This window comes from Pseudomonas sp. MB-090624 (assembly GCF_003205245.1).
Classification (GTDB): Bacteria; Pseudomonadota; Gammaproteobacteria; order Pseudomonadales; family Pseudomonadaceae; genus Aquipseudomonas; species Aquipseudomonas juntendi.
The window spans coordinates 1-19,041 of the sequence record NZ_QJRK01000070.1 but is presented as its reverse complement, the minus strand read 5'-3'; the positions used below and the strand labels follow the sequence as shown (position 1 = coordinate 19,041).

Annotated in this window: 19 protein-coding genes; 10 read left to right on the top strand and 9 right to left on the bottom strand. The window is 63.2% G+C overall.

Features of this window, described 5'->3' with window-relative positions; all coding sequences use genetic code 11:
• Nucleotides 1-264 precede the first annotated feature (264 nt).
• From mksB to mksF, 3 genes are read left to right on the top strand one after another with little or no spacing between them, the layout of a single operon-like run.
• A complete protein-coding gene (gene mksB / locus DMX12_RS27205) occupies nt 265-1,554 on the top strand; it encodes an Mks condensin complex protein MksB (RefSeq protein ID WP_009686111.1) in 1,290 nt (429 codons plus the stop codon).
• Entirely contained in the window at nt 1,544-2,251 is a 708-nt protein-coding gene (gene mksE / locus DMX12_RS27200) for an Mks condensin complex protein MksE (RefSeq protein ID WP_009686110.1), read from the top strand. The genes mksB and mksE overlap by 11 nt, the downstream gene beginning before the upstream one ends.
• On the top strand, nt 2,248-5,079 hold the full coding sequence (mksF, locus tag DMX12_RS27195) for an Mks condensin complex protein MksF (RefSeq protein ID WP_110679943.1): 2,832 nt from the start codon (nt 2,248-2,250) through the stop codon (nt 5,077-5,079). Before mksE ends, mksF begins: the two co-directional genes overlap by 4 nt.
• A 134-nt stretch (nt 5,080-5,213) precedes the next feature.
• Here mksF and DMX12_RS27190 read toward each other — a convergent pair whose 3' ends face one another.
• From DMX12_RS27190 to rplU, 5 genes are all read right to left on the bottom strand, one after another.
• The gene (locus DMX12_RS27190) at nt 5,214-5,657 is read right to left on the bottom strand and encodes a CreA family protein (RefSeq protein ID WP_161892746.1); all 444 of its coding nucleotides are present in this window, start codon (nt 5,655-5,657) and stop codon (nt 5,214-5,216) included.
• Nucleotides 5,658-5,679: 22 nt separating this feature from the next.
• The gene (proB, locus tag DMX12_RS27185; protein WP_009686107.1) at nt 5,680-6,798 is read right to left on the bottom strand and encodes a glutamate 5-kinase; all 1,119 of its coding nucleotides are present in this window, start codon (nt 6,796-6,798) and stop codon (nt 5,680-5,682) included.
• A gap of 85 nt (nt 6,799-6,883) precedes the next feature.
• Entirely contained in the window at nt 6,884-8,110 is a 1,227-nt protein-coding gene (gene cgtA, locus DMX12_RS27180) for an Obg family GTPase CgtA (protein WP_029884881.1), read from the bottom strand.
• A gap of 188 nt (nt 8,111-8,298) precedes the next feature.
• A complete protein-coding gene (gene rpmA / locus DMX12_RS27175; RefSeq protein ID WP_003247464.1) occupies nt 8,299-8,556 on the bottom strand; it encodes a 50S ribosomal protein L27 in 258 nt (85 codons plus the stop codon).
• Between the two features lie 38 nt (nt 8,557-8,594).
• On the bottom strand, nt 8,595-8,909 hold the full coding sequence (gene rplU, locus DMX12_RS27170; protein WP_003247466.1) for a 50S ribosomal protein L21: 315 nt from the start codon (nt 8,907-8,909) through the stop codon (nt 8,595-8,597).
• 244 nt (nt 8,910-9,153) lie between these two features.
• Here rplU and DMX12_RS27165 point away from each other — a divergent pair, with 244 nt between their 5' ends.
• From DMX12_RS27165 to DMX12_RS27155, 3 genes are all read left to right on the top strand, one after another.
• On the top strand, nt 9,154-10,122 hold the full coding sequence (locus tag DMX12_RS27165; RefSeq protein WP_029884883.1) for a polyprenyl synthetase family protein: 969 nt from the start codon (nt 9,154-9,156) through the stop codon (nt 10,120-10,122).
• Between the two features lie 167 nt (nt 10,123-10,289).
• On the top strand, nt 10,290-10,631 hold the full coding sequence (locus tag DMX12_RS27160) for a zinc ribbon domain-containing protein YjdM (RefSeq protein ID WP_009686103.1): 342 nt from the start codon (nt 10,290-10,292) through the stop codon (nt 10,629-10,631).
• An 83-nt stretch (nt 10,632-10,714) separates the two neighbouring features.
• Nucleotides 10,715-10,960 (top strand): hypothetical protein, encoded by a 246-nt coding sequence (locus DMX12_RS27155; RefSeq protein WP_054903906.1) that lies wholly within the window; start codon nt 10,715-10,717, stop codon nt 10,958-10,960.
• Between the two features lie 127 nt (nt 10,961-11,087).
• Here the strand turns inward: DMX12_RS27155 and DMX12_RS27150 are convergent, their stop codons facing one another.
• The 4 genes from DMX12_RS27150 to DMX12_RS27135 all read right to left on the bottom strand — a co-directional run bounded on the left by DMX12_RS27150 (nt 11,088) and on the right by DMX12_RS27135 (nt 15,408).
• Nucleotides 11,088-11,705 carry an FKBP-type peptidyl-prolyl cis-trans isomerase gene (locus tag DMX12_RS27150; RefSeq protein ID WP_009686101.1) on the bottom strand — a complete coding sequence of 206 codons (618 nt, stop codon included), beginning with the start codon at nt 11,703-11,705 and terminating at the stop codon, nt 11,088-11,090.
• Between the two features lie 127 nt (nt 11,706-11,832).
• Nucleotides 11,833-12,321 carry a TIGR00645 family protein gene (locus tag DMX12_RS27145; protein ID WP_003247486.1) on the bottom strand — a complete coding sequence of 163 codons (489 nt, stop codon included), beginning with the start codon at nt 12,319-12,321 and terminating at the stop codon, nt 11,833-11,835.
• A 147-nt stretch (nt 12,322-12,468) separates the two neighbouring features.
• Entirely contained in the window at nt 12,469-12,807 is a 339-nt protein-coding gene (locus tag DMX12_RS27140; RefSeq protein ID WP_009686099.1) for a hypothetical protein, read from the bottom strand.
• 162 nt (nt 12,808-12,969) lie between these two features.
• The gene (locus DMX12_RS27135) at nt 12,970-15,408 is read right to left on the bottom strand and encodes a Lon protease family protein (protein ID WP_110679942.1); all 2,439 of its coding nucleotides are present in this window, start codon (nt 15,406-15,408) and stop codon (nt 12,970-12,972) included.
• 261 nt (nt 15,409-15,669) lie between these two features.
• Here DMX12_RS27135 and DMX12_RS27130 point away from each other — a divergent pair, with 261 nt between their 5' ends.
• The 4 genes from DMX12_RS27130 to DMX12_RS27115 all read left to right on the top strand — a co-directional run.
• Nucleotides 15,670-16,158, top strand: coding sequence for a DUF3015 domain-containing protein (locus DMX12_RS27130; RefSeq protein WP_009686097.1), 489 nt, complete (start codon nt 15,670-15,672; stop codon nt 16,156-16,158).
• 69 nt (nt 16,159-16,227) lie between these two features.
• Nucleotides 16,228-18,081 (top strand): DUF4105 domain-containing protein, encoded by a 1,854-nt coding sequence (locus tag DMX12_RS27125; protein WP_110679941.1) that lies wholly within the window; start codon nt 16,228-16,230, stop codon nt 18,079-18,081.
• Between the two features lie 121 nt (nt 18,082-18,202).
• Nucleotides 18,203-18,559 carry a hypothetical protein gene (locus DMX12_RS27120; RefSeq protein WP_009686095.1) on the top strand — a complete coding sequence of 119 codons (357 nt, stop codon included), beginning with the start codon at nt 18,203-18,205 and terminating at the stop codon, nt 18,557-18,559.
• A 68-nt stretch (nt 18,560-18,627) separates the two neighbouring features.
• Nucleotides 18,628-19,041 (top strand): GreA/GreB family elongation factor (locus DMX12_RS27115; protein WP_110679940.1); only part of this gene is annotated, 414 nt, incomplete at its 3' end.

Sequence of the window (19,041 nt, the reverse complement as noted above, 5' to 3'; positions counted from 1 at the left end):
GCCTTCAGGAGCGATCGGCCTCCCCGGAAGTGCTTCTTCAGCCTGACGAGAATAACTTCTCCCGCCAGGCCAGTCACAACATACAAGGAGCGAGCGCAGCTCGCGATGCGCCGCGCGGGCGGCGCTCAATCTCAAAACCACTGCAGAAACACCGTCATACACCCAAGCACTTCAGGGTTATTCCTCATTACAGACCAAGGGGTGAAACCCTACCCCCCGGATGCAGTACAATCGCCCCTTTTTCTTGGCAACGAGTCGAAGCCAATGATCGAACCCAAGCGCGTCCTGCGCGCCCTAGCCGAACACTGGGCCCTGATCGAGCCGCTGTGCGAGCGTTTCGACCAGGGCACCCTGAGCCTGGTCGAGCTGCGCCAGCATGTGGCCCGCCAGCAAGTCGAAAGCACCCCGCAGGACATCACCCAGCTGCTCGACGTGTGGATCCGCCTGGACATCCTGGTCCCGGTGGCCAAAAGCCCGAACCGTTTCGAGCTCAATGCGCAGATACACGACTTTCTCGCCTACCTGCGCCGCGAGCACCGGCTGGGCCTGTGCCTGGAGATCGAAGCCTACCTGCGCCACCTGGAACGCCTTGCCGGGCACATCCAGGATGCCTTCGACAACCGCGACAGCGACGACCTGGCGCGCCAGCTGCGCCTGCTCGACATGCGCGTGCGCGATGTGCTCAAAAAGCTCGACAACGACGAGCAGGCGCTGGTGGCCGTGGCCGAACGGGCCAAGACCAGCAACCGCCAGATCCCGCTGCGCCAGCGCTATGCCGAGGTCCTGGCCACCTGGGACGAGTACGTCGAGCCGATGATCCAGCTGGTCAACGCCGACGGCGCCTTCGAGCAAGGCGTGCGCAAGGTCGAGACCGTGCTGCTCAAGCTGCTGGGCGAACAGGCGCGCCTGGGCCACCTGGTCGATGACGACATGCTGCTGCGCACCCATGCGCGCATCCTGGAGATGCAGACCAACGCTCAGCTCACCCTGCGCCACGCCCGCGAACTGCTGTTGCCGCTGCGCGAAGAAGCCCGTCGGCACAACGCCGTGACCCGTGGCGCCGCACTGGCCCTGTCGGTGATCCGGCGCAAGGGCCTGGATGCCGTGCCGCAAGCGGCCATGCCGATGTTCACCCGCCCGCAAAGCACCTTCCTCGGCAGTGCCAGCCAGGTCGAAGCCTACGTGTACGCCCTGGCCCGCTTCGAGCCCAAGCCGGCGCGCTTCCCCAAGGCCCACAAGACGCAGTCCGGTGCCCTGCCCCGCGCCCCACGCACGGTCAAGGAAATGGCCGAACGTTGCGAACAGGCGCTGCCCCTGCCCGACCTGATGGTCTGGCTGCTGGAGCAGGAGCCCGAAGGCGCCACCGACGAGTTGCTGTACTGGTTCTCGCGCCTGTCGCGGGAAAAGCGCTTCAAGCGCGAACGCCTGGACCGGCGCGAGTACACCACCCAGGAACACTTGGTCAGCCTGCGCTCGTTCGCCCTGACCTCCAGCCGCGAAGACGCCAACAGCGCGCCTACCGACCCCAACGCGAGCCCAGCCCATGCATCTTGATCTTTCCGAACTGTCCCAGCTCGCGCCGATCTTCCGCGAGCTGTTCAAAGGCTTCCACATCAGCCGTCGCGACCCCGAGCTGTACGCTCAGCTGTCGAACTTCCAAGACCAGTACCGCACCCTGTTCAAGGCCCTGGGCTTCGAGCTGGTGTGCGACACCCGTGGTTTCTACTACTTCGTGCCGGACATGACCGCCGCGCAGGTCAACAAGACCGCGCAACGCCTATCGCTGTTCACCTTCATCCTGGTCGAGCACCTGGCGGACCAGGGCCGCGACCCCATGGCAGTGCTGGACGGCGGCAGTATCGGCCGCGACGAGCTGCCATCGCTGCTGGACAAGTACCGCGACCTGTTCCTGCAGGCCGAGGTGCAGACCGTCGACGAGCTTGAAGAGAAGATCCTGCGGCGCATGACCCAGCTGGGCTTCGCCCACGAAGAAGGCGGCATCTACCGCTTCCTGCCGCCCATGCACCGTTTCCTCGACGTGTGCCTGTCGGTGCAGCAGGACCGCGACCTGGCCGCCACGCTGCACAGCGACCTGCCGCTGCCGACCCCGGTATTGGTCGAGGAAGAAAGCCCCGAAGAACTCAACCGCACCGACGACCCGCTGGACCTCACGCCGTTCGAAGGCGAGGAAAGCGAAGAGGACGCCCTGGCCCGGGCCATCCGCGAAGAGCAACAGGAGATTGACGCATGAGCCAGGAACGCTACGGCATCCGCCGCTTTGCACTGCTCAACACTGCAGGCTACAGCCTTGGCCTGTTCCCGCTGGAGCACCCGCTGTCGGTCTACGGCGCCAACAACCTGGGCAAATCGGCGTCGATCAACGCGCTGCAGTTCCCGATCCTGGCACGCATGTCAGACATGAGCTTCGGCAAGTACAGCCTCGAACAGTCGCGCCGCTTCTACTTTGCCAGCGACACCTCGTACATTCTCTGCGAACTGAGCCTGCCCCATGGCCCCCACGTGATTGGCGTGGTCGGCCGCGGGCCGGGCGGTGGTTTCGGTCACCAGTTCTTCGCCTACAAGGGCGAACTGGACCTGGCCCACTACCAGAAGAACGACACCTGCCTGCGCCAGAAAGAGCTCTTCACCAACCTCGAGCGCCTGGGCATAAAGGCTTACGAGGTCAAGCCCGACGAGCTGCGCCGGCTGCTGGTCGGCGGCCACACGTCGGTGCCGCTGGACCTGACCATGATCCCGCTGCGCTCCACCAGCGAGCAAAGCCTGAAAACCTTCCGCGCACTGTTCATCAACCTGCTGCACATGCGCGAGATCACTGCGGCCAAGCTCAAGCAACTGTTCCTCGATGCCTTCGAGCACAGCCTGCGCTCGGGCAGCGTCGACTACATCGCCGCCTGCGAAGAGGCCTTCCGCGACGTACGCCGCATGGAACAGGACTACAACGCCCTGGTCGCGGCCGGCCCGCTGGTCGAGGCGCTGGCGGGCGGCGTGGCCCAGCGTGACATCCTGCGCGGCAAGCTGCACCGCATTTCCCCGGTGCTCGACACCTTGCTGGGCACCTGGCAGGAATACGCCATGGCGCGCAAGGAAGAGCTGGTGATCCAGGCCGAGCACTACCGTGGCGAGCAGGACCGCCTGCAGAACGACCAGCGCGGCGGCACCCAGGAGCTGATGCGCCTGGAGCGCGAAATCACCGGTATCCAGCGCTGGCTGGGTGAGCTGTCGGTCCTCAAGCACCGCTTTGCGCTGGTCGATGACGTGAAGGTGCTGGAGCAGCAACTGCTGGCAGCCAAGGACGCGCACGACGAACTGGCCGGTGCCCTGGCCCAGTCGCGGCAGTTCAGCGCCGAAGACCTCGACGAGCGTGTGCGCGACCTGGAAAAGCGCCTGAAGCAGGTCAAGCAGCAGCTCGACCATGCCGACAACAACAGCTATGCGCGCCTGCGCGAAGAGTTCTCGCAGCAGGACGTCGACCGCCTGATGCGCCTGTTCAACGGTGCGCTGTTCAGCCTGCCATTGGGCGAGCGCGGCATCGAGCTGGACGACAGCGACCTGTGGGTAAAGTCGCTGGAAGCGGTGCTCGACGGCTTCAAGGGCGAGCGCTTCGAGGCGCCGGGCCTGGCCATCGACCTGACCAACATCGACCCGCCGGCCCTGCAGGCCCTGGCCGACCGCGCCGCCCTGCGCGACCAGAAAGAGCGCCTGGAGAAAGAGCTGAAACAGCTCAAGACCCAGCAGGCCGTAGCCGCCGACCGCTCGGCCTCCAAGGCCCAGACCGAAACCCTGTATCAGGAAGTGCTGGACGCCCAGAAGGCCCTGGAAGACTACCGCCGCAGCCAGACCCTCGCTGCCGAAGAGCCGGAAAAACTCGAGCAACTGTCGCAACTGGAAGCCGCCCAGGACGAGCTCAAGCGCTCCAGCGACGCGTTCACCGAACGCGTCCAGCAACTGTCGGCCAAGCTGCAGCTGGTCGGCCGCCAGCTCGGCGACCTCGAGTCCAAGCAGCGCACCCTGGAAGACGCCCTGCGCCGCCGCCAACTGCTGCCGGCCGACCTGCCCTACGGTACGCCTTTCATGGAACCCATCGACGATTCGATGGACAACCTGCTGCCGCTGCTCAACGACTACCAGGACAGCTGGCAGAGCCTGCAGCGCGTCGATAACCAGATCGAGGCACTGTATGCCCAGGTGCGCCTGAAAGGCGTGGCCAAGTTCGACAGTGAAGACGACATGGAGCGCCGCCTGCAATTGCTGGTGAACGCCTATGCGCACCGCACCGACGAAGCCCTGACCCTGGCCAAGGCGCGCCGCGCGGCGGTGACCGACATCGCCCGCACCCTGCGCAACATCCGCAGCGACTACGACAGCCTCGAGCACCAGCTGGCGCTGTTCAACCGCGAGATCAACAAGCGCCAGGTATCCAACCTGGAAAGCTTCCGCGTGGTGCTGGCGCCGAACAAGGAAGCGCTCAAGCATATCGACCAGATCATCCACAGTGCCGGCCAGTACGAGGAAGGCGAAACCCTGTCGGTGTTCGACCTGACCCAGAGCGCCGAGCAGGACAACAAGAACGAAGAGGCCAAGGAGTACCTGGCGCGCCTGGTGGCGGCCAACCACAACCAACTGGGTTTGAAGGACCTGTTCGAGCTGGCGTTCGAGATCACCAAGGTCAACGGCCAGCCGGTCATCCATGCCGACATCGATGGCGCGGCGTCCAACGGCACCACCATGACCATCAAGGCGCTGACCAACATGTACCTGTTGCTGCACCTGATGGACCGCGACCTGGCCGGCCGTATTCGCCTGCCGTACTACCTGGACGAAGCGGCCGACATCGACGAGCGCAACCAGGCGGCACTGCTGGAAACCAGCCTGCAGCTGGGCTTCGTGCCGATTCTGGCGAGCGTGAAGCCCCAGGTATCGGCGCGTGTGGCGATCGACCTGGAAGGTGGCAGCGGGCCGAATGGCATCTACATCGACGAGGCGGACTGGAAGTTCATCAGCCGCTTGGATGAGGTGAAAGCGGTTGTGCGTGAGGATCAGGCCGAAGAGTTGGCCTGAGGAACCTGGGGCCGCTTTGCGGCCCTTTCGCGACACAAGGCCGCTCTCACATTGACCGGCATATGCAGGACCTTTGTGGGAGCGGCCTTGCGTCGCGATGGAGGCCAAAGGCCTCCCGGCCATCTACCAGGCGATCACTGCGCCCAAGGCAAGATCGGAATCGCCGTCACCGCATTCTGCGGGCTGCCCTCGACGATGCGGTCGCTGTACACCAGGTACACCAGGGTATTGCGCTTCTTGTCGAGGAAGCGCACCACCTGCATGGTCTTGAACACCAGCGAGGTGCGCTCCTTGAACACCTCCTCGCCATCCTTGAGCTCACCCTTGAAGCTGATCGGCCCGACCTGGCGGCAGGCGATGGAGGCCTCCGCCCGATCTTCGGCAAGGCCCAACCCGCCTTTCACCCCGCCCGTCTTGGCCCGCGACAGGTAGCAAGTCACGCCTTCGACCTTGGGGTCGTCGAAGGCTTCCACCACGATGCGGTCGTTCGGCCCAAGGAACTTGAACACGGTGGACACCTGGCCGATTTCCTCAGCCCCGGCCAGCATGGGCAAAGCCAACGCGGCAACGGCAATCATCCTTTTCAACACAGCCAAACCCTCAGACCAGAACCAGGTTGTCGCGGTGCACCAGTTCTGGCTCCGCAATGTAGCCCAAGGTGCTCTCGATGGCATCCGAAGGCTGGCCAATGATCTTCTGCGCCTCCAGGGCGCTGTAGTTGGCCAGGCCTCGGGCGACCTCTGCACCGTCCGGGCCGACGCACACCACCATCTCGCCACGGCGGAAACTGCCCTGTACGGTTTTCACACCCACCGGCAGCAGGCTCTTGTTGGCCTGGCGCAGCGCCTGCACGGCACCGGCATCCAGCACCAGGGTGCCACGGGTTTGCAAGTGCCCAGCCAGCCACTGCTTGCGCGCCGCGAGCATGCCGCGCTCGGGCGACAGCAAGGTCCCCAGACGCTCGCCAGCCTTCAGGCGGTCGAGCACGCGCTCGATGCGGCCACCGATGATGATGGTGTGGGCACCCGAGCGGGCAGCCAGGCGCGCGGCGCGCAGCTTGGTCTGCATGCCGCCACGGCCCAGCGCGCCACCGGTGCCGCCGGCCACGGCATCCAGCGCCGGGTCGTCGGCACGGGCTTCGTAGATCAGCTGGGCCTCGGGGTTGTTACGCGGGTCGGCGTCGAACATGCCATCACGGTCGGTAAGGATCACCAACAGGTCGGCCTCGACCAGGTTGGCCACCAGCGCCGCCAGGGTGTCGTTGTCGCCGAAACGGATTTCGTCGGTGACCACGGTGTCGTTTTCGTTGATGACGGGCACCACACCCAGGTCGACCAGGGTACGCAGGGTGCTGCGGGCGTTCAGGTAACGCTTGCGGTCGGACAGGTCGTCATGGGTCAGCAGGATCTGCGCGGTGTGCTTGCCGTGCTCGCCGAAGCTCGACTCCCAGGCCTGCACCAGGCGCATCTGGCCGATCGACGCAGCGGCCTGCAGCTCGTTCATCGCGCTCGGTCGCGAGGTCCAGCCCAGCTGGCTCATGCCGGCAGCAACGGCCCCGGAGGACACCAGTACCAACTCCACGCCCGCCTCACGCAGCGCGACCATCTGCTCGACCCAAACGGCCATGGCCCCGCGGTCGAGGCCCTTGCCATCGGCGGTCAGCAGAGCACTGCCAATCTTCACGACCCAGCGCTTGGCGCCCGTCACCTTGCTTCGCATCTTCTTCCAACCTATGTCGAATCTGTAGATACCGTGGATACAAAAACGCCGCTCCAGAGAGCGGCGTTTAGTGTACTGCAACCGGTCAGTCGCGCACGTAAATGATTTCCGGGCCGTCTTCGTCGTCCTCGAAATCATCGTCCCAACCGTCATCGTCGCCGATGTCGTGCACGCTCTTGACGCCGGTGCGACGCAGGGTGCGGGCGTCGTCCAGGGCCTGCAGCTGGGCACGGGCTTCGTCTTCGATGCGCTGGTCGAGGTCGGCCAGCTCTTCGGCGTAGGCCGGGTCGTTGGCCAGGCGGTCGGCGCGGTCTTCGAGGTAGCGCATCAGGTCGTGGCTGAGCTTTTCAGTGCCCTGCTTGGAGATGGCCGAAATCACGTAGACCGGACCGTCCCACTGCAGGCGCTCGACCACTTCCTGCACGCGTGCGTCGCGCTCGTCGTCCATGACCATGTCGGCCTTGTTCAGCACCAGCCAGCGCTCACGCTCGGCCAGCGACGGGCTGAAGCGGGTCAGCTCGTTGACGATCACTTCGGCTGCGTCGGCAGGGCTGCTCTCGTCCAGCGGCGCGATGTCCACCAGGTGCAGCAGCACGCGGGTGCGGGCCAGGTGCTTGAGGAAGCGGATACCCAGGCCGGCGCCATCGGAAGCACCTTCGATCAGGCCGGGGATGTCGGCGATGACGAAGCTCTTCCAGCGGTCGACGCTGACCACACCCAGGTTCGGCACCAGGGTGGTGAACGGGTAATCGGCCACTTTCGGCTTGGCGGCCGAAACCGAGCGAATGAAGGTGCTTTTGCCGGCGTTTGGCAGGCCCAGCAGGCCCACGTCGGCCAACACCTTCATTTCCATCTTCAGGTCACGCTGCTCACCCGGCTTGCCTGGGGTGGTCTGGCGCGGTGCCCGGTTGGTACTGGACTTGAAGCGCGTGTTGCCCAGGCCGTGCCAGCCGCCTTGGGCGACCATCAGTTTCTGCCCCGGGGTGACCAGGTCACCGATCACTTCCTGTGTGGAAGCATCGATCACGGTAGTACCGACCGGCACACGCAGGAACAGGTCTTCACCCTTCTTGCCGGTGCAGTCGGTGCTGCCGCCGTTGGCGCCGCGCTGGGCTTCGTGGTGACGGGTGTAGCGGTAGTCGACCAGGGTGTTCAGGTTTTCGTCGGCAACCATGTACACCGAGCCGCCGTCACCGCCATCCCCACCATTGGGGCCACCGTTCTCGATGAACTTCTCGCGACGGAAGCTCATGCAACCGTTGCCGCCGTCACCGGCCTTGACCCGAATAGATACTTCGTCAACAAACTTCATTAAAACCGCCTCTCGTCGGCAGACGAGCTGAATGACTCAAAAACATGAGGCTCTTGCAAAAATGAGCGCGGCGGCCCCGTACGACCGTAGAAACCAACGCCGGCAACCCAGACAAACAGCTTTGCAAGAGGCTCACCACAAACGAAAAAGCCCCGTCGCATGACGGGGCTTCTGGAGCGACGTCGCGATTAAGCGGCGACGATGCTCACGTAACGGCGCATGAACTCGCCTTTCTTCTCGAACTTGATCACGCCTTCGATCTTGGCGAACAAGGTGTGATCCTTGCCCATGCCAACGCCGTAGCCAGCGTGGAATTCGGTGCCGCGCTGACGGACGATGATGTTGCCTGGCTTGATAACCTGGCCGCCATACATCTTCACGCCAAGGCGTTTCGATTCTGAGTCGCGACCGTTACGAGTACTACCACCAGCCTTCTTGTGAGCCATGGTTCAATTCTCCAAATAAATTCAGGGGATCTAGGGGATTAAGCCTGGATGCCGGTGATTTTGATCTCGGTGAACCACTGGCGGTGGCCCATACGCTTCATGTGGTGCTTACGACGACGGAACTTGATGATGCGAACCTTGTCGTGGCGGCCTTGCGAAACGACTTCGGCCACTACTTTAGCGCCAGCAACAACTGGAGCACCGATGGTGACTTCTTCACCGTTGGCGACCAGCAGGACGCGATCGAAAGTCACGGATTCGCCAGTGGCGACTTCCAGTTTTTCGATCTTGAGGAATTCACCTTCAGCGACTTTGTACTGCTTGCCGCCGGTAACGATTACTGCGTAAGACATGGTATTTCTCCGATAATCCTGCTCACCCAGCGCTTTATATGATGAGTATTGGCTGGCATGGCTGCACAGGGCTGGAACGGCCCGGCGCAATTGCGTAAGGCAGGTGCTGCCCAGGAAGTTAGGGTGCGCGATTGTACGCAACCACGGTTTTGCTTGCAAGTGCCGCCCCCGGCCAGCTGGCACCGCGCCTTGACACACCGGGACCTGCGACCTAGCATGCCGCGCAACCTCACTGGAGCAGCCGATGCAACCCCAAACCTTCTACCGCGCGGTAGCTGATGATTTCAGCGCCGTCGACGAGATCATCAAGAAGCAGCTGACCTCGCGCGTGCCGCTGGTATCGAAGATCGGCGACTATATCACGTCCGCCGGCGGCAAGCGCCTGCGCCCCCTGCTGGTCCTGCTGTGTGGCAAGGCCCTGGGCCGTGAAGGCGACGACCTGCGCCTGCTGGCTGCCACCATCGAGTTCCTGCACACCGCCACCCTGCTGCACGACGATGTGGTCGACATGTCCGGCATGCGCCGCGGCCGCTCCACCGCCAATGCCCTGTGGGGTAACGCGCCGAGCGTGCTGGTGGGTGACTTCCTTTATTCGCGCTCGTTCGAAATGATGGTCGAGCTGGGCTCGATGCCGGTCATGCAGATCCTGTCCAAGGCCACCCGGGTGATTGCCGAGGGTGAGGTGCTGCAGCTGTCGCGGGTACGCGACGCCAGCACCACCGAGGAAGTCTACATGGAGGTCATCCGGGGCAAGACGGCCATGCTGTTCGAAGCCTCCACCCACAGCGCCGCGGCGCTGGCCGAAGCCACGGACGCGCAGCGCGAAGCCCTGCGAACCTTTGGCGACCACCTGGGCGTGGCCTTCCAGCTGGTCGACGACCTGCTGGACTACAAGGGCGACTCGCAGACGCTGGGCAAGAACGTTGGCGACGACCTGGCCGAAGGCAAGCCTACCCTGCCGCTGATCTATACCATGCGCGAAGGCACTGCCGAACAGGCTGCGCTGGTGCGCCAGGCCATTCAGAAGGGCGGCCTGGAAGACCTCGAGCAGATTCGCGTGGCGGTCGAGGAATCGGGTGCGCTGCAGTACACCGCAGAGCTGGCTCGTGATTACGTGAAGCGCGCCATTGCATGCCTTGAGGTGCTGCCAGCCAGCGAGTACCGCGATGCGCTGGTTGAGCTGAGCGAGTTTGCAGTCGCGCGCACGCACTGACACACCGAGCCGCTTCTGCGCGGGCTTGCCCGCTTCCACAGGTTGATACCGACACTGTGGGAGCGGGCAAGCCCGCGGTTGCTTTTGTCCGGACATAATCCCTTCTGGAAAAATACCTTTTACAATGCGGGCTTTCTACCGCCCGTCTGTTTGTTTGAGGAACCGAAGTGAGCACTCTGCCACCCTGCCCGAAATGCAATTCCGAATACACCTATGAGGATGGCACTCAGCTGATCTGCCCTGAATGCGCCCACGAGTGGTCGGCCAGCGGCGATGCCGAGGCTGCCAGCGACGAGGTGGTGAAAAAGGATTCGGTCGGCAACATCCTGCAGGATGGCGACACCGTTACCGTGATCAAGGACCTGAAGGTCAAGGGTTCATCCCTGGTGGTCAAGGTCGGCACCAAGGTCAAGAACATCCGCCTGTGCGATGGCGACCACGACATCGACTGCAAGATCGACGGCATCGGCGCCATGAAGCTGAAGTCCGAGTTCGTTCGCAAAGTCTGATTACATGAATTCCGCCAATTGGCGCTTGCTATTCTGATAATAAGAATTATTCTCATTGGAATCGATTTCCAAGGAGAGTAGCCATGACTTATCTGATCGACGCCTGGCTGGACCGCCCTCACCCCTACCTGCGCATTCTTCATCGGGAAACCGGCGAAGTGTGCGCGGTACTCGAAGCAGAAGCGCTCGACGAACTGCGTGACCAGGGCGACCTGGACATGAGTGGGTTGAATTCGAGTGAACCGGGGGTATTGAAGGAGCTGGTGCGGAATCTGTTTCTGTTCTGCTATGCGCGGGCGTTGCGCCCTACGGGAACAGACTGGAACTGAGGTTTTCAGGCCCGGCCTCATCGCTGGCAAGCCAGCTCCCACAGGTACTGCACAAGCCTGGAAGCTAACGCGACACCTGTGGGAGCGGGCGAGCCCGCGAATGGGCCGCAAAGCGGCCCCGGCGATCTTACAGAACGTCGAGCAGCTCGACGTCGAACACCAGCACGCTGTGCGGCGGGATGCTGCCCACGCCTTGGGCGCCGTAAGCCAGCTCGCTCGGCACGTACAGGCGCCATTTGCTGCCTGCGTTCATCAGCTGCAGGGCTTCGGTCCAGCCAGCGATCACGCCGCCGACCGGGAATTCAGCCGGCTGGCCACGCTCGTAGGAGCTGTCGAACACAGTGCCGTCGATCAGGGTGCCGTGGTAGTGCGTGCGCACGTTGTCTTCACGGCTTGGCTTGGCGCCATCGCCGGCAGTCAGCACTTCGAACTGCAGACCGGAAGCCAGGGTAGTGATGCCGTCACGCTTGGCGTTCTCGACCAGGAATTCCTTGCCCGCGGCAGCAGCGGCTTCGGCCTTGGCCGCCGCTTCGGCTTGCATCACTTCGCGGATGACCTTGAAGCTGGCCGACAGGTCGGCTTCGCTGACGCGGCTGTCGGCGCCGTTGAAAGCGTCGGTCAGGCCGGCCAGGATCGCTTCCAGGCTGACGCCTGGTGGTGGGTTGTCGCGCAGCTGGCCCCCCAGCTGACGGCCAATGCCGTAGCTGACGCGGGTTTCGTCGGTGGACAGGTTGAGTTCGGACATTGTCGTGCTCCACTGCAGGGCGCAGTGCAGCCGCGCCCTTGATGAAAAGGGCGAGCAGCCTAGCACACTGGGCCGCCGCGAGCAGCTACCAGGCCGAACGCTGCGCGCGCGAACAGCCCTGTACGACTCAGTGCTTGGTCAGCTTGTCCAGGTAACCCATGCAGAACGCCGAAACCACGAAGGTCATGTGAATGATCACGTACCACATCAGGTAGTCGGTGGAGATGTTCTGTGCGTCCATGAACACGCGCAGCAGGTGAATGGACGAAATGGCCACGATCGATGCGGCCACCTTCATCTTCAGCGACGAAGAGTCCATTTTGCCCAGCCAGTTGAGCTTTTCCTTGCTTTCGTCGATGTCCAGTTGCGAGACGAAGTTCTCGTAGCCAGAAATCATCACCATCACCAGTAGGCCGCCTACCAGCGACATGTCGATCAGCGACAGGATCACCAGGATCAGGTCGGCTTCGCTGAGGGCGAAGACGTTGGGCAGGACGTGGACCACTTCCTGGAAAAATTTCAGCGCCAGGGCCAGCAGGCCGAGTGACAGGCCGAAGTAGATCGGGGCGAGCAGCCAGCGCGAGGCATACATCGCGTTTTCGAGGATACGTTCCATGAAGTTCGGGACTCATCAGGTGACTAAAAAAGCGACGGCGAGTATAGCCAGCCACCTGTTGCAGCAAAAGCCCGATCCAGTCGACCACGATCCCCTGTAGGTGCGGCCTTGCGTCGCGATCGGGCCGCAAAGCACCCCAGCGTACGCTCAGGTCTCCGGATGAAACTGGTAATCCCCCAGGTTCCGGCAGCGCTCGCCGTTGATCCGGCGCAGCTGCGCCTGCAGGTGCAAGCACCAGATCTGCGGGTCTTCTGCCACCTGGTATCCGTGCAGGGTCAGGCTGTCGACGATGGCATGCAGCACCGACTCGGCCACCATTGGCCCATGGAACGGCCCCTGGGCCTTGATTGCAGAGGGTTGTTCACCGGCCATGCCGGCGGCGAACAGCAAGGTCCACATGCCGGTGTCGCCGGCCAATGGGCGGATGCTGCATTCGATGCGGGTCACCAGGCCCAGGCACTGGCGTGTGAGGCTGAGGTTGCGCATGGCCGCGTCCCCTCCAATGAGCCTTGTTCAGCCTGAAACCCTCAGGCTGTTTCCATCCTGAACGCTGTTCCTTCCTTAAGTTCCAGCATAGAAGAGCAAAACAGAAAGTTGGAAAACCGGCGCTGAACGGTAGCACATGGCCGCCAGCGCCGGTTTATTGACTCAGGCGGGCTTGGCCTGGGCGATGACTTCCTCAAGGCGCTCCTTTTCCGCCCTTTCGATCTCCTCCTCGCTGATCATCTCGGCGATTTCCCGCAGGCGCTCCACCACCCGGGCGTTGACACTGCCCTCGGTGAACTGGCCCTTGTCATCCAGCACCCCGGCCTCTTCACCTACCAGCAGGCTGAGCGCCTCGTCGGCCTGGCTGACGGCGTAGACGTGGAACATGCCGTTTTCCACAGCCTGCAACACACGCTCGTCCAGCATCAGGGTAGCCACGTTGGCACGCGGGATGATGACCCCCTGCTCGCCCGTCAGGCCACGCGCTTCGCACAGGCGGAAGAAGCCCTCGATTTTCTCGTTCACCCCACCCACGGCCTGCACTTCACCAAACTGGTTGATCGAGCCAGTAATGGCGAAGCACTGCTTGAGCGGTGTACGCGACAAGGCCGAGATCAGCGTGCACGCCTCGCCCAGCGAGGCGCTGTCACCGTCCACATAGCCGTAGGACTGCTCCAGGGCGATACTCGCGGAAATCGCCAACGGGAATTCCTGGGCGTAGCGGCTGCCCAGGTAACCGGTGAGGATCATCACCCCCTTGGAGTGGATCGGCTGGCCCAGGTTGACCTCTCGCTCGATGTCGACGATACCGCTGCCGCCCGGGTATACCGTGGCCGAAATACGTGCCGGCATGCCGAACGCCGAATCGCCGACTTCCAGCACCGTCAGCCCGTTGCACTTGCCGATCGCCGCACCTTCGCTGTCGATCAGGATGATGCCGGCAAGCATGTCGTCCAGTACCCGCTGCGATACCCGGCCGGTACGAGTGGCCTTGGCCTTGAGCGCCCGCTCGATATGGCCGGCGTCAGTCATTTCGTCACCGGCCAGCTGGCGGATGAAGTCGGCTTCGCTGACCAGCTGGAACAGGTCGCCGATACGGGCCGACAAGCGCGACTGGTTCTCCGCCAGGCGTGCGCTGAACGTGGCCAGGCGCGCCACCGCATCGCTGGTCAGCGGTGCCATGCCTTCTTCGTTGGTGCGGGTGCGCAACAGCTGGGCGAATTGCTCCAGGTTCTCGTCGACCATGGGCATGTCTTCGTCGAAGTCCACCAGCACGCGGAACATCTCCTGGAAGTCCGAGTCGTGGTCCTGCAGTGCGTAGTACAGCTGCCGCGAGCCGATGATCACCAGCTTGACATTGAGCGGGATCATCTGCGGCTGCAGGCTGACAGTAGCCACCCGGCCCAGCTCACCGATCGGCGATTCCATTTTCAGCTTGCGCGATTGCAGCGCACGCTTGAGTGCGTCCCACACGAACGGCTCGCCCAGCATTTTCTCGGCTTCGAGGATCAGGAAGCCGCCATTGGCGCGGTGCAGCGCCCCCGGGCGCAACTGGCGATACGAGGTATACAGCGCGCCCTGGTCGGTGCTGTATTCGATGCGGCCAAACAGGTTGTCGTAGGTCGGGTGCGGCTCGAACACCACCGGTGCGCCACCGTTGGCGTAGTGGCCCACGACCAGGCTTGGCGCGTATTGCTCTTCCAGCAGCTTGCGGGCAACGGCGTCGGTCTTGCTGTCATCGACCAGTTGCTCGACCACGGTGCGCAGCAGGTTCAATTGCACCGATTGCAGGTAGGCGCAGACCGCGGCGTTCTCGGCGTACTTTTCCGAAAGCGGCGCCAGCAGCGGTTGCAGGGCCAGGGTGATGGTTTCTTCGTTCAGCTGGCGCAACTGGTTGTTCGACTCGCGCTTCCATTGCGGCAGGCTGGCCAACTCCTCGTTCAGCTGCTCCTCGAGCTGGGCGATGTCTTCGTGGAACTGCTCGCGCACCTCTTCCGGCAACTGGGCGAATTCCGCTTCGTCCAGCGCCTTGCCATCGGCCATGGGGGTGAAGGCGACGTTGCTGGAGTCGCGGTACAAGGCCACGTCCTTCTCCAGCGACGCCCGCTCGATCACATCCAGGGCGCGGTCATAGCGCTGATTGAAGGCGCGGTCGATGGCGCCCTTCTTCTGCTGGTACGACGGGTGCTCGAACACCGCCGGGAAGGTGGCCAGCAGGTTGTCGATCAGCCCGCCCATGTCGGCGATGAACTCGGTGGCGGTGCCGGACGGCAGCTCCAGTGCCCGCGGCTCGCGGGTGTCGTCGAAGTGGTTGACGTATACCCAGTCGGCCGGGGTCTGCTGGCGTTTGCCTTCGGCCTTGAGGTAGCGTTTGACGAACGAGAAACGCCCGGTGCCGGGCTCGCCCATCACGTACACGTTGTAACCAGGGCGTGGCATGGCCACGCCGAACTGCAGGGCCTCGACAGCACGTTCCTGGCCCAGGACTCCGCGAAACGGCTCCAGATCGTCGGTATTGGTAAAGGCAAACTGCTCGGGTGAGAAACGCCGGGTCAGGGCTTCAGGCGCAAGACGCAGGCGCGCAGCGACAGGATCGGGCATTGGGTTTCCTTACTTCGGCGGGGCAGATACGCAGCATTCTGGCGCTGCCCGCGCGCGCCTTGCAAGGCTCCAGGGGACTTTATATCGCCGCACCTCACCGCCAGAGCAGGTATTCGAACAGCAAATTTTTCGCAATCAACAACGCAACCTTTAGATCGTGCCTAAACTCCAAGCTGCGCGGGTGGGTGAAATGCTTTCCCGACCTGGCAACCGAGTTGCCAGAAAACACTGACCCTTGGTTATGACAAAGAGAAAAAAGCTATGAAACGGATTCTTCTGGGTACTCTGTTCACTGTGGTCTCGCTCAACGCCATGGCAGAAGCGCCAGGCGGCCCGAACTGCGGCTGGGGCAACATGCTGTTCGAGGGCCAGCGCGGCACGCCGGCTCACTTCCTGGCTTCCACCACCAACGGCACCTCTGGTAACGCCACCTTCGGTATGACCTCCGGCACCAACGGCTGCTCGACCAAGGCTTCGCTGACCTACGGCGGCAAGTCCTGGTTCGCCATGAACGGCATGATGAACGAGCTTTCCGAAGACATGGCCATGGGCCAAGGTGAAGCACTGACCACCTATGCCGTGGTACTCGGCGTGGCCCCGGAAGACCGTGGCTACTTCAACTCGGTCACCCACCAGCACTTCAACCAGATCTTCAGCAGCGCCGACGTCACCGCTGAAACTGTCCACAGCAACACCCTCGCTGTACTGAAGGGCGACCCACGCCTGGCCAAATACGCTACCGAGGCCTAAGCTGCAGCTCCCGCCCCTTCGGGGGCGGGTTTCGCCTTTTTCGGCATCGTTCAGAAGTAGTTGCCCGATATGCTCAAACGCTTCGCTGCCCTCGCGCTGTGTGTCTGCACCCCTGTTCACGCCGCCCCTGTGCTGGATCAAGGCCGTCTCCAGCAACTGGCCAATACCCCCTACTGGATTGCCTTGGGTCATTACGAAACCGCCAAGCTCGGCGGCTGGCGCAGCTATGTGGACGATGACGCGTTCTTCCTGGCCAAAGACGGTGCGCACCACCCCGACCAGGAGCTGCAAGCCACGGTGCAAGCCCTGTACGCGCCGGCCAGCCTCGGCGACAAACATGCCCAGTGCGTATTCCCCGCACGCACCCGCTGGCTGCGTGAGCAACTGAATTTGCAAGGCTTGCCACAACCGGACTGCCAGGCGTTCAACACCTGGTACAAATCGGTCGACCCGCACAGCGCCGCGCTGATTTTCCCGGCGGCCTACCTGAACAGCCCATCGTCGATGTTCGGCCACACCCTGCTACGCATCGACCAGTCCACTACCCGCAGCGACGACACCACGCTGCTGAGCTACGCGATCAACTTCGGCGCCTACATCGAAGGCAGCGACAACAGCATCCTGTATGCCTGGAAAGGCCTGATGGGCGGCTACCCGGGGCTGTTCGCGCTGATGCCCTACCAAGAGAAGCTCTCCGAATACCGCAGCCTGGAAAACCGCGACCTGTGGGAATACCAGCTGGACCTGACCCCACAGGAAACCGGGCGCATGGTCGAGCATGTGTGGGAACTGAAGCAGATCCAGTTCGATTACTTCTTCTTCGACGAAAACTGCTCGTACCGCCTGCTGGAACTGCTGCAGGTGGCCCGCCCAAGCCTGGACCTGACATCGCAGTTTCCGCTGACCGCGATCCCCACCGACACGGTCAAGGCCGTGAAACAGTCCGGCCTGGTCGCCAGCGAAATCTACCGCCCTTCGCGCGAACGTGAGCTGCTGGCCCGCGCCGAGCCGCTGGACCACAACGAAAAGCAACAGGTGCTGGCGGTCAGCGCCGACACCGCGCAACTGCAGAGCCCTGCGTTCAAGGCGCTGCCCCGCGAGCGCCAGGCGCTGGTGCAGGACGCCGCCTATCGCCTCGAGCGCTACCGTGCCAACGGTCAGGAGCGTGACCCGGGTCAAGCCAAGCGCAGCTTCGAACTGCTGCGGGCGATCAACGGCAACCCGCCCCCGCCGCTGCAGGTTGAGCGCCCCGGCCTGCCCGAAGACGGCCATGACTCACGTACCTGGCAACTGGGCGTGGGCACCCGCGAAGACCGTGCCTACGCCGAGTATGGCCTGCGCATGGCCTACCACGACCTGAACGACAACGCCTATGGCTTCCCGCTGGGCGCCCAGATCGAGATCCTGCAATTGAAGGTGCGCCAGTACGAAGGCAACGACTGGCAGGTGCAACGCCTGGACTTGGCCACCATCCGCTCGCTGACCCCACGCAACGCCTTGCTCAAGCCTTGGTCATGGCAAGTGGCTGGCGGCCTGGAGCGGGTACCCGGCAAGCATGATGACGAGGTGCTGGTAAGCCATGTGAATGGTGGCGCCGGCGGCACCTGGCAACTGGCCGATGGCTTGCTCGGTTTTGCCTTGGGCACGGTGCGGGTCGAACACCACAACGACTTCGCCGAATTCATTGCCCCGGCCGCGGGGTTCAACGGCGGGCTGCTGTGGCGCAACGGGCTGGGCAACATGACCCTGGAGGCCAAAGGTGATTACTTCACCAATGGCGAAGTACGTCGCAGCCTGAGCCTGAACCAGCAATGGGAAATCAGCCAGAACCTGGGGGTGAGGTTGAGTGCTTCGCGTGAGTTCAGCCACCTGGCCACTGCGCAGAATGAGGTGATGCTGGAGCTGAAGTGGTACCACTACTGAAGATTGCGGGTTGCCTGCCCAGGCAACAGTGTGGCCCAACCAACTCTTTGACACTGTTTTGACACCAACCCGACAAATCGCCACCTAGACTTGCCCCTATCGACGGGAGGGTCAGGTGGTTATGTCGCGGTACTGGTTCGGCGTGTGCATTGCGTTGTTGCTGTCAGGTTGTGAAACCACCCACGAGCAAATGCTCGCCAACGGCTATCCCCCTGCCTATGCCGATGGCTTTCAGGACGGTTGCAGCAGTGGCCACCAGGCCGCCGGCACCATGGCCGGCGACTTTCGCAAGGACGTACCCCGCTACCTGCACGAGCGCCAGTACGAAACCGGCTGGGACGATGGCTTTCGCCAGTGCCAGGCCATGCAGAACACTGAAGAGCAGCGCCAGTACCACGAGCGCTTCTGGGACCAGCGCGACCGCGAGTGGCAGCAGGAAAAGGACCGTGGCGCCGCCAAGGCCTATCGCCACGACTGAGGTCGTTAACGGACATTTCTTTAAACCTGCGGCCTGCCATGATGGTCTTCTGCACAAGGAGGCCTTGCATGAGCCGAGCATTCGTCAATGAGGACCAGGCCGCCGCCCAGGCCGATCAACCGGTAGAGCGGCGCGTCAGTGAGCAACCCAACTATGTGACCGCCAGCGGCCTGCGCCAGTTGCAGGAACGTGTGGCCGAGTTGAATGCCTTGCGCAGCGACCTGCAGGCGCAGGGCGAGCGTGTGGACAAGCAGCGGCTGGCCGATACCGAGCGCGACCTGCGTTACTTCAGCGCGCGGGTGCAGAGCGCCCAGGTGGTACCGCCCGCGACGTCGCACAGCAAGGTGCAGATTGGCAGCCGGGTACGCTTTGTCGACGCGCAAGACCAGGCGCATGAGGTACGGCTGGTGGGCGAGGATGAGGCGGATGCCGGGCGCGGCCTGATCAACTGGGGGTCGCCGTTGGGGCGGGCTTTGCTGGGG